At 70.8% G+C, this 13,848-nt stretch carries 8 protein-coding genes; 5 read left to right on the plus strand and 3 right to left on the minus strand.

Going from position 1 to position 13,848, the window contains the following annotated elements; all coding sequences use genetic code 11:
• Positions 1-39: 39 nt before the first annotated feature.
• Genes BLV57_RS00410 through BLV57_RS00420 form a run of 3 tightly spaced genes read left to right on the plus strand, consistent with a single transcriptional unit; the run spans position 40 to position 5,269 of the window.
• On the plus strand, positions 40-2,079 hold the full coding sequence (locus BLV57_RS00410; RefSeq protein WP_176968451.1) for a fibronectin type III domain-containing protein: 2,040 nt from the start codon (positions 40-42) through the stop codon (positions 2,077-2,079).
• Positions 2,076-3,230, plus strand: a complete 1,155-nt coding sequence (locus tag BLV57_RS00415; protein ID WP_091285126.1) for a DUF58 domain-containing protein — start codon at positions 2,076-2,078, stop codon at positions 3,228-3,230. Before BLV57_RS00410 ends, BLV57_RS00415 begins: the two co-directional genes overlap by 4 nt.
• Entirely contained in the window at positions 3,212-5,269 is a 2,058-nt protein-coding gene (locus tag BLV57_RS00420) for a transglutaminase TgpA family protein (RefSeq protein WP_091285132.1), read from the plus strand. Before BLV57_RS00415 ends, BLV57_RS00420 begins: the two co-directional genes overlap by 19 nt.
• Positions 5,270-5,319: 50 nt before the next feature.
• Here the strand turns inward: BLV57_RS00420 and BLV57_RS00425 are convergent, their stop codons facing one another.
• Positions 5,320-6,522 (minus strand): serine/threonine-protein kinase, encoded by a 1,203-nt coding sequence (locus tag BLV57_RS00425; RefSeq protein ID WP_091285136.1) that lies wholly within the window; start codon positions 6,520-6,522, stop codon positions 5,320-5,322.
• Between the two features lie 109 nt (positions 6,523-6,631).
• On the opposite strand from BLV57_RS00425, the gene BLV57_RS00430 reads away from it, so the two are divergent.
• Together BLV57_RS00430 and BLV57_RS00435 are read left to right on the plus strand one after the other, a co-directional pair.
• Entirely contained in the window at positions 6,632-8,617 is a 1,986-nt protein-coding gene (locus tag BLV57_RS00430) for an APC family permease (RefSeq protein WP_091285139.1), read from the plus strand.
• A gap of 1 nt (position 8,618) precedes the next feature.
• Positions 8,619-9,368 (plus strand): ZIP family metal transporter, encoded by a 750-nt coding sequence (locus BLV57_RS00435; protein WP_091285141.1) that lies wholly within the window; start codon positions 8,619-8,621, stop codon positions 9,366-9,368.
• A 70-nt stretch (positions 9,369-9,438) separates the two neighbouring features.
• Here the strand turns inward: BLV57_RS00435 and BLV57_RS00440 are convergent, their stop codons facing one another.
• Positions 9,439-11,034 carry an ABC-F family ATP-binding cassette domain-containing protein gene (locus BLV57_RS00440; protein WP_091285144.1) on the minus strand — a complete coding sequence of 532 codons (1,596 nt, stop codon included), beginning with the start codon at positions 11,032-11,034 and terminating at the stop codon, positions 9,439-9,441.
• 139 nt (positions 11,035-11,173) lie between these two features.
• Positions 11,174-13,834: a tetratricopeptide repeat protein gene (locus BLV57_RS00445; RefSeq protein WP_091285147.1), complete on the minus strand. Its 2,661-nt coding sequence runs from the start codon at positions 13,832-13,834 to the stop codon at positions 11,174-11,176.
• Between the last annotated feature and the right edge of the window lie 14 nt (positions 13,835-13,848).

The raw sequence follows: 13,848 nt of genomic DNA on the forward strand, positions 1-13,848 counted from the left end.
ATGTATCGAGAATGGATCGGCGTTCGTACGCTCTGGCGGGTGAGCCGAGGTGGAAGGGGGCGCCGCGCGGCGAAGACCCCCGGTGCGTTGATCGTTCTCGCCTGCGCCGCCGTGTTGACCGTGGCGCTCACGGGTGCGACGAAACCGTTGTCCGGCTTGGAGTTCGGGCAAGACGGGCATTGGGTGCTGAACGCCGCGGCCGGTCTGGTGTTCCATGTGGACGGCGCCAGCAAATACGTGGACGCCGCCGCGCCGATACCCGACGCCGACCGAGGCAGCCAGGTCGTCCAGGGCGACACCGGCGGCTACGTGGTCGGCAGCTCGAAGATTACGGAGTTCGAGAAGTCTTCGCTCACGCCGGGTGAGACCAAGCCGCTGACCGAACGGCCCGTCGCGCTCGAGGTGACCGGCGGGCCGTATCTGGTCTTCCGGCAGGCCGGAACCGTGACCAGGCTGGGAAAACCACCCGTCACGGTCCCGGGTGACGGCAAACTCGGCGTTCCGGTGGTCACCCGCGAAGGTTCGCTGTGGCTGCACCGGATCGACCGGGGCGCGCTGTGTGAGCTGCCCAAGGGCGCCGACCGGGTCGCGTGTCCCGTCGCGGTCCCCAGTGGACACTCCGGCGCGCTCACCGTCGCGAACGATCGTCCCTCCTTTGTGGACACCACGGCCGACGCGCTGCGGGAGATCACGCCTGGTGGCCTTGGTGATCCGGTGCCGCTCGGCGTCGACCTGCCCAGTGACGTGCTGATCGCGTCGACCGATGTGGGCGGCAAGATCGCGGCGCTCGACCAGCGTGGCAAGCGCCTGTACCTGATGGACAAGACCGGCGGGAAATCGTTCGAACTCGACGGGAACTACGCCGGGATCGCGTCGTCCGGTTCGGTGGTCGCCTTGGTGGACAAGGACAAGAAGGCACTGGTCACCTACGGCGTCGATGGCATCATGCGCGAAGATCGGCCGATTCCCGGCGGCGAGGCGCCCGTCCCGCTGATCAAGGGGGAGGACGGCCGGGTCTATGTGGACAGTGCAGGCGGCGACCATGTCCTGGTGGTGGACGCCGACGGTGCGGTCAGCCCGGTGCAAGCCACCGGCGTCGGCAAGAACCCGGAGCCGGTCCCGCAGCCTGACCCGGCCAAACCTGATCCGGTCAAGCCCGATCCAGGGCCTGAGCCGAAGCCGAAAGACGTCCGTAAGCCGCCCGTGGCGCCGGTCGCACCGGCCAGCCCGCCGGGTGCGCCGGGCAGGGTCACCGCGACCGCGGGCGACGGCTCGGCGACGGTCAAGTGGTCGGCGGCCAATCCCAACGGCGCGCCCATCACGGGCTACCGCGTGAGCTGGCCCGGCGGCACGAAGACAGTCGGCGGCGGTGCCCGGAGCGCCACGATCACCGGACTCGAGAACGGGACCTCGTACGTGTTCACGGTCGAAGCGATCAACCGCGCGGGCACCGGCACCGGGGCCGGTTCCCCTGCCGTGACACCGAGAATCGTGGCCAAGCCGCCCGGTAAGCCCGGCGGGCTTAAGATCGCGATCAAGACCGGCGACGCCGACGCGAAGGTCAGCTGGACCGCCGCCGCGGCCAACGGCTCGCCGGTCACCGCCTATCACGTCGAGTGGAATCGGCCCGACGGCCAGGGCGCCCAGAGCCGCGACCTGCCCGGCGGCACGCGGACGACCACCATCACCGACGTCGGCATCGAGAGCCCGCTGAAGGTGACCGTGACGGCCGAGAACTCGAACGGTGTCGGGCCTGCCGCGACCGTGACGAAGAGCAAGGGCGACGAGCCCGACGTCAAGCGCTCGGCGGTGGTCTCGCGCGGCAAGGACACCACGGCCGACAAATGCGACCCGCCGGTCTGTGCCTTCATGCACATCGTCCTCAAGGGGTTCACCCCCGGCAAGATCACGATCACCGCGATGACCTCGGACCAGGGCACGCACGGCAGCAAGACGTTCACCGTCGGGCCTGACGGGACCTTGACCGTCGACGACTTCTCGATGGGCACGCCGAACCGGGATGTCTGGGTGATCGCGGACGGGGTCGAGTCGAACCACTACACCTGGCCACCCTCATGAGGCTCACCCGGCGGGGCTGGGCGGTGGCCGCCGCCATCCCGCTCGCCTACGGCATCGGGGAATGGGCGGGCTACCCGTTTTTCCGCGCGCTGGCGGGCATCGCGCTCGGCGCGGTGCTCGCGGCCGTGCTCACCACGGTCCGGCGGCCGGACGTGACGGTCCGGCGTGAGCTCGAACCCGATCACGTCGAGCGGGGCACGCCCGCGCTGGCCCGGCTGCTCGTGAGCAACAACGGCGACCGGCGGCAACCCGGCTTCACCGCGCGCGAACGGGTCGAGCGCGGCGAGTCCGTGACGGTCGCCGTCCGCCCGCTCTCGCCGGGGGAAGAGGCGCCGTACCACTACGAGCTGCCCACCAGCGCGCGCGGCAAGCTGACCGTCGGCCCGCTCGTGCTCGAACGCTCCGACCCGTTCGGCCTGCTCCGGCGTCCGCTCCCGGCCGGTGACACGGCGACGCTCTGGGTGCGCCCGAAAGCACGGGCCGCGCGCGCCTGGTCGGGCGGCCATCCGCGACACCATCACGAGGGCCACACCACGGACGACGCGCTGCGCGGATCGGCCGATCTGCGGGACGTGCGGCCGTACGTGCTCGGCGACGAGGTGCGGCAGCTGCATTGGAAGGCGACCGCTCGGACGGGTCAGCTCATGGTCCGCGACTACGTCGATCCGGAGCAGCCGCGGTTCACCCTGATGCTGGACACCCGGCCGAAAGTGTTGTCGGACAAGGAATTCGAGGAAGCCGTCGAGGTGGCGGCCTCGCTGGTCACAGCGTCCACAATGGCCGGTCATCGCTGCCGGATGCTCACCTCGGCCGGGCGTGATCTGCCGACTTCCGGCGGCGCGCACGCGGCGCGGCAGCTGCTCGACGTGCTGTGCGAGGTCCAGCAGGCGCCGGGCGTGCTGGCGCTGCCCAAGTCGGGGTCGGAGGGTGGCTGCCTGGTCGTCGTCACCGGACGGCTGCGTGCGCCGGATCTGCGTGAACTCGCCGCGCTGCGGCCGAGGTTCGCGTCGATGGTCCTGCTCGGTGTCGGCACGCACGGCCTGGGCATGCAAGGACTCGGCGTGCACGGCGTCGACGGGGTGCCGGGTGCGCGCGCGATCAGCGCGGCCGACGCGGGGGAGGCGGTGCGGCGGTGGAACGCGATCGCGTGAGGGTGGCGTGCGTGCTCGCCGCCGCCGCGGGCGCCGGGCTGCTGTTCGGCCCGGTTTTCGGGATCGCCGCGCTGATACTGCCGGTGGCCGCGGTCGTCTTGGCGGCCTTCGGTGCGGTCGAGCTGAGCAGGCGGGTGCCCGCGCTCACGGTGTGGCGGCCGGTGCTGGTGCTGGCGGGTGGCCTGCTCGCGGTGATCGAAACGGCGCTGGCGCGCACGACGCTCGCCGGCCTGCCGACGGGTTCGACGCTGCGCGCGCTCGCCGACGGCGTGACGCGGTCGTGGCAGCTGACGTTGCAGTCGACCTGGCCGATGCGGCCGGACCTGATGGTCTTCGTGCCGCTGGCGGTGCTGCTCGCCTGCGTGCTCGGCGTCGAGCTGCTGCACTGGGTGCGCGCGCCGCTGGTCGCGTTGCTGCCGAGCCTGGCCGTCGCCGGGTTGAGCCAGGCGTACAGCGCGCTGACCGGCCCTGTGGCGGTGGCGGCCGCGCTGTGGTTCGCCGTGCTGGCGGGCATGCTGAGCTGGACGGGCAGGCGGATGGTGCTGCCCGCCGTGGCGCTGTGCGTGCTGGGCGCCGTCGCGGTGGCCGTCGCCGATCCGGCCGGCAGACAGGCGTACTCGCTGCGTGAGACGGCGCCAGTGGACACGACGCCGGTGACCGGCCCGCTGTCCGGGATCGCCGCCAGGCTGGCGAATCCGGCGGTCCCGGTGTTCAGCTACCGGGCCGGCACGCGCGTCAACCGCTGGTCCTTGGCCGTGCTGGACCGGTTCGATGGCGTCAACTGGTCGTCCGGCGGCGTCCTGAGGCGGCTGGGCACCGAGCTGACGCCGCACGTCAGCGTGCCGACGACCGCGCGCACCGCGACGGTCAAGGTCGACGGCCAGACCGGGCCCTGGCTGCCGAGCCAGGCCTGGCCCGCAACGGTCACCGGCGTCGAGCCGCTGGTCGACGAGGACCGCGGCTCGCTCGTGAACCCCGTGCCCGGCCGCGCGGAGTACACGATCACCTGGCGCGAGCCGGAAGCCTCGTCGCTCATCGACCAGCCCATCGACCCCGGCGCGCCCGGCGGTCTCGGCTCGGTCGGCGAAGTGCCGCCCGGCATCGCGGACCTGGCGGAGCGCGCGGTCGGCGGAGTGCGGCCGTCGTTCCAGGCCGCGCTGGCGCTGGAACGCTTCCTCAGCACGAACTACCAGGTCGCGAAGGAGCCGGGCCTCCCGACCGGTCACGGCTGGCCGCAGCTGCGGCGGTTCCTGCTCGACGAGCGGCGCGGCACCAGCGAGCAGTTCGCCGCCGCGTACGTCGCGCTCGCGCGGATCAAGGGCATCCCGGCCAGGCTGGTCGTCGGCTATCGCGCGCCCGCGTCGCCCTCGGCGGACGGGACGTTCGTGGTGCGCGGCGGCGACATCCTCGCCTGGCCGGAGGTCGCGGTGCGTGGCGTCGGCTGGGTCCCGCTCGACCCGACCAGCAGCGCCCAGTCCGGCGGCGCGGGCGGTCTCGCGGCGGCGGCCGCGGCGGCCAGGACCGAGCTGCCGCCGCCCGACCAGCTCAAAGACCCGGTGGCGCCTCCCGGCGAACCGGCGGACGAGCTGCCCGACGCCGCGTGGAACTGGCCGGTGACGCTCGCAGCAGGCGCCGCTGGGCTCGGTGGGCTCCTGCTCGTGTGGCTGCTCGGCGTCCCGCTGGCGACCGCGTTCCGCGCGGGCAGACGCCGCCGCCGGACCGGCGCGGCCGCCGTGCTGGGCGCGTGGGCGGAGGCACGCGACCGGCTGCGCGCGCACGGCGTGCCGACCACGGCCGGGATGACCGTCCGCGACCTCGCGGGCTCCGCCGGTTCTTTGACCGATCCGTCCACAGTAGACGGCCTGGCCACGCTGGCGGTGACCGTCGATGCCGCGCTGTGGTCGGGTATTCCGGCGACGCAAGCGCTTGCGGACGAGGCGTGGTCCGCGGTCGGGACCGTCCGCAAAGGACTGTCACGCCGTCCGATCCGGGCCAGGCTGCGCGCCGCCGTCGACGCCCGAGTCCTGCTCCGCCCCTGAGGGTCGTGAGTGGTATGGCCGGTTCTAACCGGCCGCAACACTCACGACCCTCAGGGGCGGCACTCGGCTCCGCGCAGCGGCTGGGGTTTGCTCGTGAGCGTGCCCGTCGGGTCGGTGGCCTGGAGCTGGAAGCAGTACTTCCGGCCCGGTTCGACCGGAATGGTCAGTGAGCGCTTGAAGTCCGCCTTCTCGATGCGCAGCTTGTCCTCGCCCTCGATCAGCACCGAGAAGTAGAAGCCGTCCGGCGCGCGCCAGCTCAGCTCGACGAAGTCGTCGTGGTCGATCGGCGGGTTCAGCTCCAGCAGGATGGGCGGGCTGGTCGTGGGTGGCGGCGGCGTGGGCGACGGCGGGGGAGCGTCGCCGAACAGCAGCAACCTGGCCAGCACCAGCGCCGCGACACCGCCCGCGATCGCGAGCGCCGAGACATGGCGAGCCCGCAGCCGCCGGGGATCCACAGAGGACGGTCCGATCTCGACGATCGGTTCGCCCAGTAGCGCGGGATCCAGGGTGGCCTCGCCGCCCGCCAGCAGATCGGCGGCCTCGCTGATGCTGGGACGGCGCGACGGATCCTTCGCGAGCAGGCCGTCGATGAAGGTGACCAGCTTGGTGGGCACGTCCGGGCGTTCGATCGGCGGCGCGGGTTCGCCGAGCACCCGCAGGATCCGGGCGCCCGGCCGTTCACCGATCACGGCAGGGAACGGCGAGGAGCCGGTGAGCGCGAAGTAGAGCACGGCGCCGAGCCCGTAGAGGTCCGACCGCTCGTCCCTGAGGCCCGTGCGCAAGGTTTCGGGCGCCGCGTAGTCCACAGTGGAATCCGCGAAGCGGTGCCGCAGCGCCAGCCCGAAGTCGGCGACCACCGGCTCGCCGGTGGTGCGCAGCAGGACGTTGTTCGGGCTCAGCCCGCCGTGCACGACACCGGCCCGGTGCGCGGCGGCCAGCGCGGTCGTCACGGCGCCGCCGACCGCGAGCGTGTCTTCGGCCGAGAGCCCGCCTACTTCGCCGACCAGGCCGGTGAGCGACTGCGCGCAGCGCGCCATGAGCAGGGCGATGCGGCCATCCGGTAACTCCTGGATGTCCTCTATGTGCAGTATCGACGGCACGTGGCGCAGTTTCGAGCGCTCGTGGTCGAAGGCGGCCCGTGTTTCCCGGTCGAGCGAGCCGGGAAACACCTTGATGGCGAGTCCGTCGCCGCCGGTGTAGACGGACGCGGCGGGGCCCTCGCCGAGAAGAACCAGGTCAGCAGGTGTGGTCATGGCACGGGGGACGCTAGTGTGCCGCGCCCGGGACCCGTCCCGGACGGACGCGGCGAGCGCGATCGGGCATGCTTACCGCCGTGCGCGATCATCGAGGGGAAGAGGCGGCATGAGCACCCAACCTGAACTGGCGGTCCCGGCGCGGGTGGACAGCCCCGTCACACCGCACGCACCACAGGGCAAGCTGGCGCGCTGGCTGCTGCAGCACCGGGTCCAGCCCGTCGGCGGCGCGGGGACCGACGAAGGCCACGGCAAGCCCGAGGCCTGGTGGAAGGTCATGTGCCTGACCGGCGTCGACTACTTCTCCACATTGTCCTATCTGCCCGGTATCGCCGCGCTGGCCGCCGGCGCGCTGTCACCGCTGGCGACGTTGCTGATCGTCGCGCTGACGTTGTTCGGCATGCTGCCGATGTACTGGCGCGTCGCGAAGGAAAGCCCGCACGGCCAAGGCTCGGTCGCCATGCTCGAGGACCTGCTGCCGTTCTGGCGCGGCAAGATCTTCGTGCTGGTGCTGCTCGGGTTCGTCGCCACCTCGTGGATCATCACGATCACGCTGTCCGCGGCCGACGCGTCGGTGCACGCGCTGGAGAACCCGCACATCCCCGGGTTCCTGCACGGGCAGGAGGTGATCGTCACCATCGTGCTGCTGCTGATACTCGGCGGGGTGTTCCTGATGGGCTTCAGCGAGGCCGTCGGCGTGGCGATCCCGCTGGTCGCGGTGTTCCTGGTGCTCAACGCGGTGGTCGCGGTCGGCGGTGTGATCGAGGTGTTCGCCAAGGACGGCGCGCTGCAGTCGTGGCTCGACGCGCTGACCTCGGGCGGCGGCGGGTTCGGGGGAGTGGTCGGCCCGGCGATCCTCGCGTTCCCGTTGCTGGTGCTCGGTTTGTCCGGATTCGAGACCGGCGTGAGCATGATGCCGCTGATCGCGTCCGACGGGAAGAGCCCCGAGGAGCGGATGGCGAACCGCGTCCGCAACACGCGCAGGCTGCTCACCACCGCCGCGCTGATCATGTCGGTCTACCTGGTGGCGACCAGCTTCATCACCACCGTGCTGGTGCCGAAGGAGAAGTTCGCGCCCGGCGGCGAGGCCAACGGCCGCGCGCTCGCCTATGTCGCGCACCAGCTGTTCGGCGAGTGGTTCGGCACCGCGTACGACATCAGCAGCATCCTGATCCTGTGGTTCGCAGGCGCGTCGGCGATGGCCGGGCTGATCAACATCGTGCCCCGGTACCTGCCGTCCTACGGCATGGCGCCGGAATGGGGCCGCGCCGTCCGGCCGGTCGTGCTCGTGTACACGCTGATCTGTGTCGTGCTGACGCTGATCTTCCAGGCCGACGTGGACGCGCAGGCCGGCGCGTACGCCACCGGGATCCTGGCGATGATGGTGTCCGGCTCGGTCGCCGTGACCATCTCGGCCGTGCGGTCACGGCAGCGCCGCGCGTCGATCGGCTTCAGCGTGCTGACGCTGATCCTGGTCTACGCGCTGGTGGCCAACGTGATCGAGAAGCCGGACGGCATCACCATCTCGGCGTTCTTCATCCTCGGCATCGTGGTGATCTCGCTGATCTCCCGGGTCACGCGCACGACCGAGCTGCGTGTCGAGCACATCGAGTTCGACGAGGCCGCGCGCCGGTTCATCACCGACTCGATCGCGCACGACGGCGCGCTGACGATCATCGCCAACCGCCGCCAGGCGGGCGATGTCGCCGAGTACACCGCCAAGGAGGCCGAGCAGCGCGCCATGAACCCGGTGTCCGACGCGGCGGACATCCTGTTCCTCGAGATCGACGTGGTCGACCCGTCGGAGTTCAGTGATGTGCTGCGGGTGACCGGCGTCGAGATCGGCGACTTCCGCATCCTGCGTGCCGAAAGCCCCGCGGCGCCCAACGCGATCGCCGCGATCCTGCTCGCGCTGCGCGACGCGACCGGCGTCAAACCCCAGTGCCACTTCGAATGGAGTGAGGGCAGCCCGCTCGGGCACCTGTTCCGCTACCTGATCCTCGGCCGCGGTGACACCCCGCCGGTGGTCCGCGAGATCCTCCGCACCAGCGAACCGGATCCGGCACGCAGGCCCGGCATCCACGTCGGCGGCTGAGATGCCGAAGTGGCTGGAAGCGGGCTGGTGGGGCCTCGTCGGCGGGGCCGCGCTGGTCGCGGGCGCCGGCATCGCCTGGTTCGTCCGCGTGCCCCGCTGGCTGGTCGCCGCGGTGATGGCGTTCGGCGCCGGGGTGCTCATCTCGGCGCTGTCGTTCGGGTTGATGGACGAGGCCGAGCGCACCGGCGGCCTCCTCCCGACCGCTCTGGGTTTCTTAGGCGGAGCGGGCGCGTACGTGCTTGCCGACGCCCTGCTGTCTCGTAAAGGCGCGAAGGATCGCAAGCGCTCGGGCGATCAGCAGACACGCGAAGCCGATATGGCGGGTAGTGGGACGGCGATCGCGATCGGCGCTCTGCTCGACGGGGTGCCGGAGTCCGTCGTACTGGGGGTTTCGCTGCTGGACGGCGGAACCGTCGGGGTCGCGATGCTCGCGGCGGTGTTCATCTCGAACCTGCCGGAAGGGCTTTCGAGCGCCGCCGGGATGAAGCAGGCCGGACGGAGCGCGCGGTATGTCTTCGGGGTCTGGATCGGTATCGCGGTCGCGTCGGGCCTGGCTTCGACGGTCGGGTATCTGGGGCTGCGCGGCGCTTCGCCCGCGACGATCGCGGTCATCACGGCCATCGCGGCTGGCGCGATCCTGGCGATGATCGCGGACACGATGATCCCCGAAGCCTTCGAGCGCACCCAGATCTTCACCGGCCTGATCACCGTGCTCGGCTTCCTGACGGCGTTCACCATCGACCGGCTTTGAGGCAGCCCGGGATAAAGCGGGCTTTATCCCGGGGAAAGCACCCGGGATAAAGCCCGCTTTATCCCGACCCCTAGCGCTCGGTCAGCTTGCCGTCGGCCAGTTCGAGGCCGCGCTGGACGCCGATCTCGGCCAGGAAGCGGTCGTCGTGGCTGACCACGATGAACGCGCCGCGGTAGGCGTTGAGCGCGCTCGTCAGCTGTTCGACGCTGGCGAGGTCGAGGTTGTTCGTCGGCTCGTCCAGCAGCAGCAGGTGCGGCGCCGGCTCGGCGCACAGGACACACAGCAGCGTCGCGCGCAGGCGCTCGCCGCCGGAAAGCACGCCGACCGGCAGATTGGCGCGCTCGCCCCGAAAGAGGAAGCGTGCCAACAGGTTCATCGTGTCCGACGGGGGCAGCGCTGGCGCGAACGAGCGCAAGTTCTCCAGCGTCGTGCGGTCGAGATCGAGCAGGTCGAGCCGCTGCGACAGGTACGCGACCCGGCCGTCGGCGCGGTTCATCAGGCCGCTGTCCGGTTCGAGCAGGCCGCCGATCACCTGCAGCAGTGTCGACTTGCCGACCCCGTTCGCGCCGGTGAGCGCGATGCGTTCCGGGCCCCGGATCGCCAGGTTGAGGTCGGTGAACAGATCACGGACCCGGAGCCGCTCGCCGTGGAAGACCATGCGACCGGCCGGAACCGTGGTGTCGGGCAAGGAAAGCGCGATCGTCTGGTCGTCGCGCAGCGCCCGGCCCGCCTCGTCGACCTTGGCCCTGGCGGCTTCGGCGCGCTGGGTGTGCATGTCGTTCGCCTTGCCGGCCGACGCCTCCGCTTTCCGCTTCAAGCCGCCCTGGATGATGCGCGGGATGTCGGCGTTGGTGCGTGCCCCGGTGCTCGCGCGGCGCGCGGCGCGTTCGCGGGCCTGCTGCAGCTCACGTTTCTCGCGCTTGAGCTCCTGTTCGGCGTTGCGCAGGTTCTTCTCGGCGACGTCACGCGCGGCGCGTTTCGCGGCCTCGTAGTCCGAGAAGTTGCCGCCGTGGAAGCGAATCTGGCCATGGTCGAGCTCGGCGATGCGGTCCATCTGGTCGAGCAGCTGCCGATCGTGGCTGACCAGCAGCAGGCAGCCCTTCCAGTCGCCGAGCACGTCGTAGAGCCTGCGCCGCGCGTCGCGGTCGAGGTTGTTCGTCGGCTCGTCGAGCAGCAGCACGTCGGGCTGCTTCAACAGCTGGGCCGCCAAGCCGAGCGAAACGATCTGGCCGCCGCTGAGCGTGCCGAGCGTCCGGTCGAGCGCGACGTCGCCGAGCCCGAGCCGGTCCAGCCCGGCGCGGGCGCGCTCCTCGATGTCCCAGTCGGCGCCGACGGTCGTGAAGTGCTCTTCGCTCGCGTCGCCCGATTCGATGGCGGCGAGCGCGCGGACGATCGGCGCGATCTCCAGCACGTCGGCGACGGTCGGCTCGCCCGCCAGCGGCAGGCTCTGGGGAAGGTAGCCGAGCACGCCGTCGACCGTGACACTGCCGCCGAGCGGCTCGTACTCACCCGCGATCAGCTTGAGCAGGGTGCTCTTGCCCGCGCCGTTGGGGGCGACCAGGCCGGTGCGGCCGGTGCCCACGCTGAAGCTCAGGTCTTCGAAGACCGGGGTCCCGTCGGGCCAGGAAAAGGACAGGGCGGAACAAACGACAAAGGTTTTGGACATGGCGAAGGCTTTCGTGCGAGAACGGACTAGGTGAGGGCATGACAAGCGGCGGTGGCGCCTGTTCGCGCACCGCTGCTCCTACGCCGGTTCACCCGGAGATATCGTCCTCGGCCACCATCATGATCACCGACGATAACACCTACGCCGGATCCGGTCGCGTTGATTTCACCTGCGCGCGCAGTGCCGCCGCCTGGGCGGGGTCGAGTTCGTCGAACAGGACGAGCGCCTGATGCCAAGCCACGTAAGCGGAATCGGCCTGGCCAGCGGCGTGCAGCGCCTCACCGAGGTCGCGCAACGTCCACGCCTGACCCCACTGGTTCCCGACCTCGCGATGGATGGCGAGCGCCTCGCGCTGGCACTCGATCGCCGCGTCGAACCGGCCCAGCCCGGCGTACGCGACGCCGATGTAGGTCAGCGTGCTGCCCTCCCGCCAGCGGTTGCCGACCTCCTGATGGAGGGCGAGCGCCTGGCGCTGGTACGTGATCGCCTCCTCGAACTGCCCGAGCTCGGCGTTGGCCGCGCCCATCCCGCTGAGGCTCCACGCCTCACCCCAGCGGTTGGCGATCGCCCGGTGCACGGCCAGTGCCTGCTGATGGCGGTCGATGGCCCGGTCGAGCCGCCGCAGCCCGGCGAAGGCCAGCCCGAGGCAGGTCAGCGCGACGCCGAGGACGTGGGTGGGCGTGCCGTCGTGCCCGCCCTCGGCGACGAGCGGGCTGAGCACGGCGCGCGCGCCTTCGAGGTGGTCGACGGCCCGGTCGAACTGCCGCAGCTCGACCGCGAGAATGCCGAGGTTGGTCAGCATCCAGCCGATCCCGAGCCCGTCGCCGAGCCGCCGCGCGCAGGCCAGGCCGATCTCGTGCGTGGTCAGCCAGTCGGCGAGATACCTGCGCAGGTAAAGGAATTCGCCGAGCACGGCGGGCAGCTGCCAGCCGAGCGCGTCCATCCCGTACTCGCCCGCCTGGCCGGCGGCGGCGACGAGGTTGAGCCGCTCGGCCTCGCACCAGAGCAGTGCTTCCTCACTGGAATCGAACGTCGCGTCGTGGCCTTCCAGCGGCACCCGCCTGCGATGCGGGGCGAGCATCCGGTCGGCCGCGTCGGCCGTGACCAGGTACCAGGTGAGCAGGCGTCGCATGGCTGCCGTGCCGTCGTCGCGGAAGGCCGGTTCCTCGGCGCATTCGGCGGCGTAGACGCGGAGCAGGTCGTGGAAGCGGTAGCGGTCGCGGGCGGTCTCCTCCAGCAGGTGCACGTTGGTGAGCGCGTGGAGCAGGCGCCGCGCCCGGTGCTCCGACGCGTCCAGCAGCACGGCGGCGGCCGCGGTGCCGATGTCGGGCCCGCGATGCAGGCCGAGCAGCCGGAACAGCCGCGCCACATCGGGTGGCAAGACCTGGTAGGACCACGAGAACACCGCTCTCGCCGCGGTCGACTGGTCGTCGTCCTCGGTGGCCAGCACGTTGAGCCGGTCGTGTTCCTCGGCGAGTTCGCCCGCGAGGTCGGCCAAGGTCAGGTAAGCGCTGGCAGCGATCCGCTCCGCGACGATCCGCAGCGTCAGCGGAAGATAGGCGCACTTCTCGGCGATGTCGGCCGCCGCTTCGGGTTCGGCGTCGATCCGCTCCGCGCCGGCGATCCGCCGCAGCAGTTCGAGCGAGTCTTCCGGCGACAGCGATTCGAGCGTGATCCGGTGCGCGCCGTCCCGCGCGACGAGTCCGGAAAGGCGGTTGCGGCTGGTGACCAGCACCAGGCAGCCCGGCGAGCCGGGCAGCAGCGGGCGGACCTGATCGGCGGCGTTGGCGTTGTCCAGCAGGATGAGCAGCCGCCTGCCGTTCACCTCGGAGCGGAAGCGGGTGGCGAGCCCGGTCAGGTCGGCGGGAATCTTGCTCGACGGCACCTCGAGCGCGCGAAGGAAACCGTCCAACGCGTGCTCGGGACTCAGCGGCGGCTCGATGTCGTAACCCCGCAGATTGACGTAAAGCTGGCCGTCGGGAAAACGGTGTGCGTTTTCGTGCGACCAATACGCGGCGAGCGCGGTCTTGCCGATTCCCGCGGTGCCCGAGATCGCCGAGACGATCACCGTCGAGTGCTTCACGTCCTGCCCGTCGATCAGCTCGTCGAGTTCCTTCAACTCCGGCTCGCGGCCGACAAAACCTTGTATCGCAGCGGGAAGCTGCATCGGGGCGGCCTGCGAAGCCCGCGGCGCGACCGAGCTCACCACGGGCGCGTACGGCCGATCCGGCAGGCTGATCCAAGCGGTGGTCTCGGTTTCCTTCACCTTGACCTCGACGCGCCGATAGGTCGCCGGCGCGCTTTCGGGATGATGCCGCACGACCTCTTCGTAAAACCATTCCGACACGATGTGCGCGAGCACCCCACTCGACGACGCCAGCGCGGCTTTGAGCGCGGGCGCTTCCAGCAACCGGAATGTCATATTGATCGCCGAACCCACCACACCATGCGCGTCCTGCACGATCTCCCCGGCGTGCACCGCGACCCGCACCCGGATTTTCGTCCGTTCGCCCTGCGTTTCGTTGTGCTCGCGCAGCGCGGTGGACAATTCACCGGGAAGCCGCGAAACCGCCAAATTCTTCGGCAGATCCGGCGGGATCAAGAAAAGCACGCCATCACCGCGATCTTCGTGATAGCACCGGTTCCACGGCAGCCCGGATCGGGAAAACGCCTGCTTGAGGACGTGGTACAGGCCCTTGCGCAGTGTCGCTTGATGCGGATTGGTCCGGTCGCGAGCGCTGAATCCCTCGATATCGACCGCGAGGATCGCGCGATGCAACGCCGCCGGCAAATCGCCCATGTGTCCTTGCTCCG

Source organism: Amycolatopsis xylanica (assembly GCF_900107045.1).
Taxonomy (GTDB): domain Bacteria; phylum Actinomycetota; class Actinomycetes; order Mycobacteriales; family Pseudonocardiaceae; genus Amycolatopsis; species Amycolatopsis xylanica.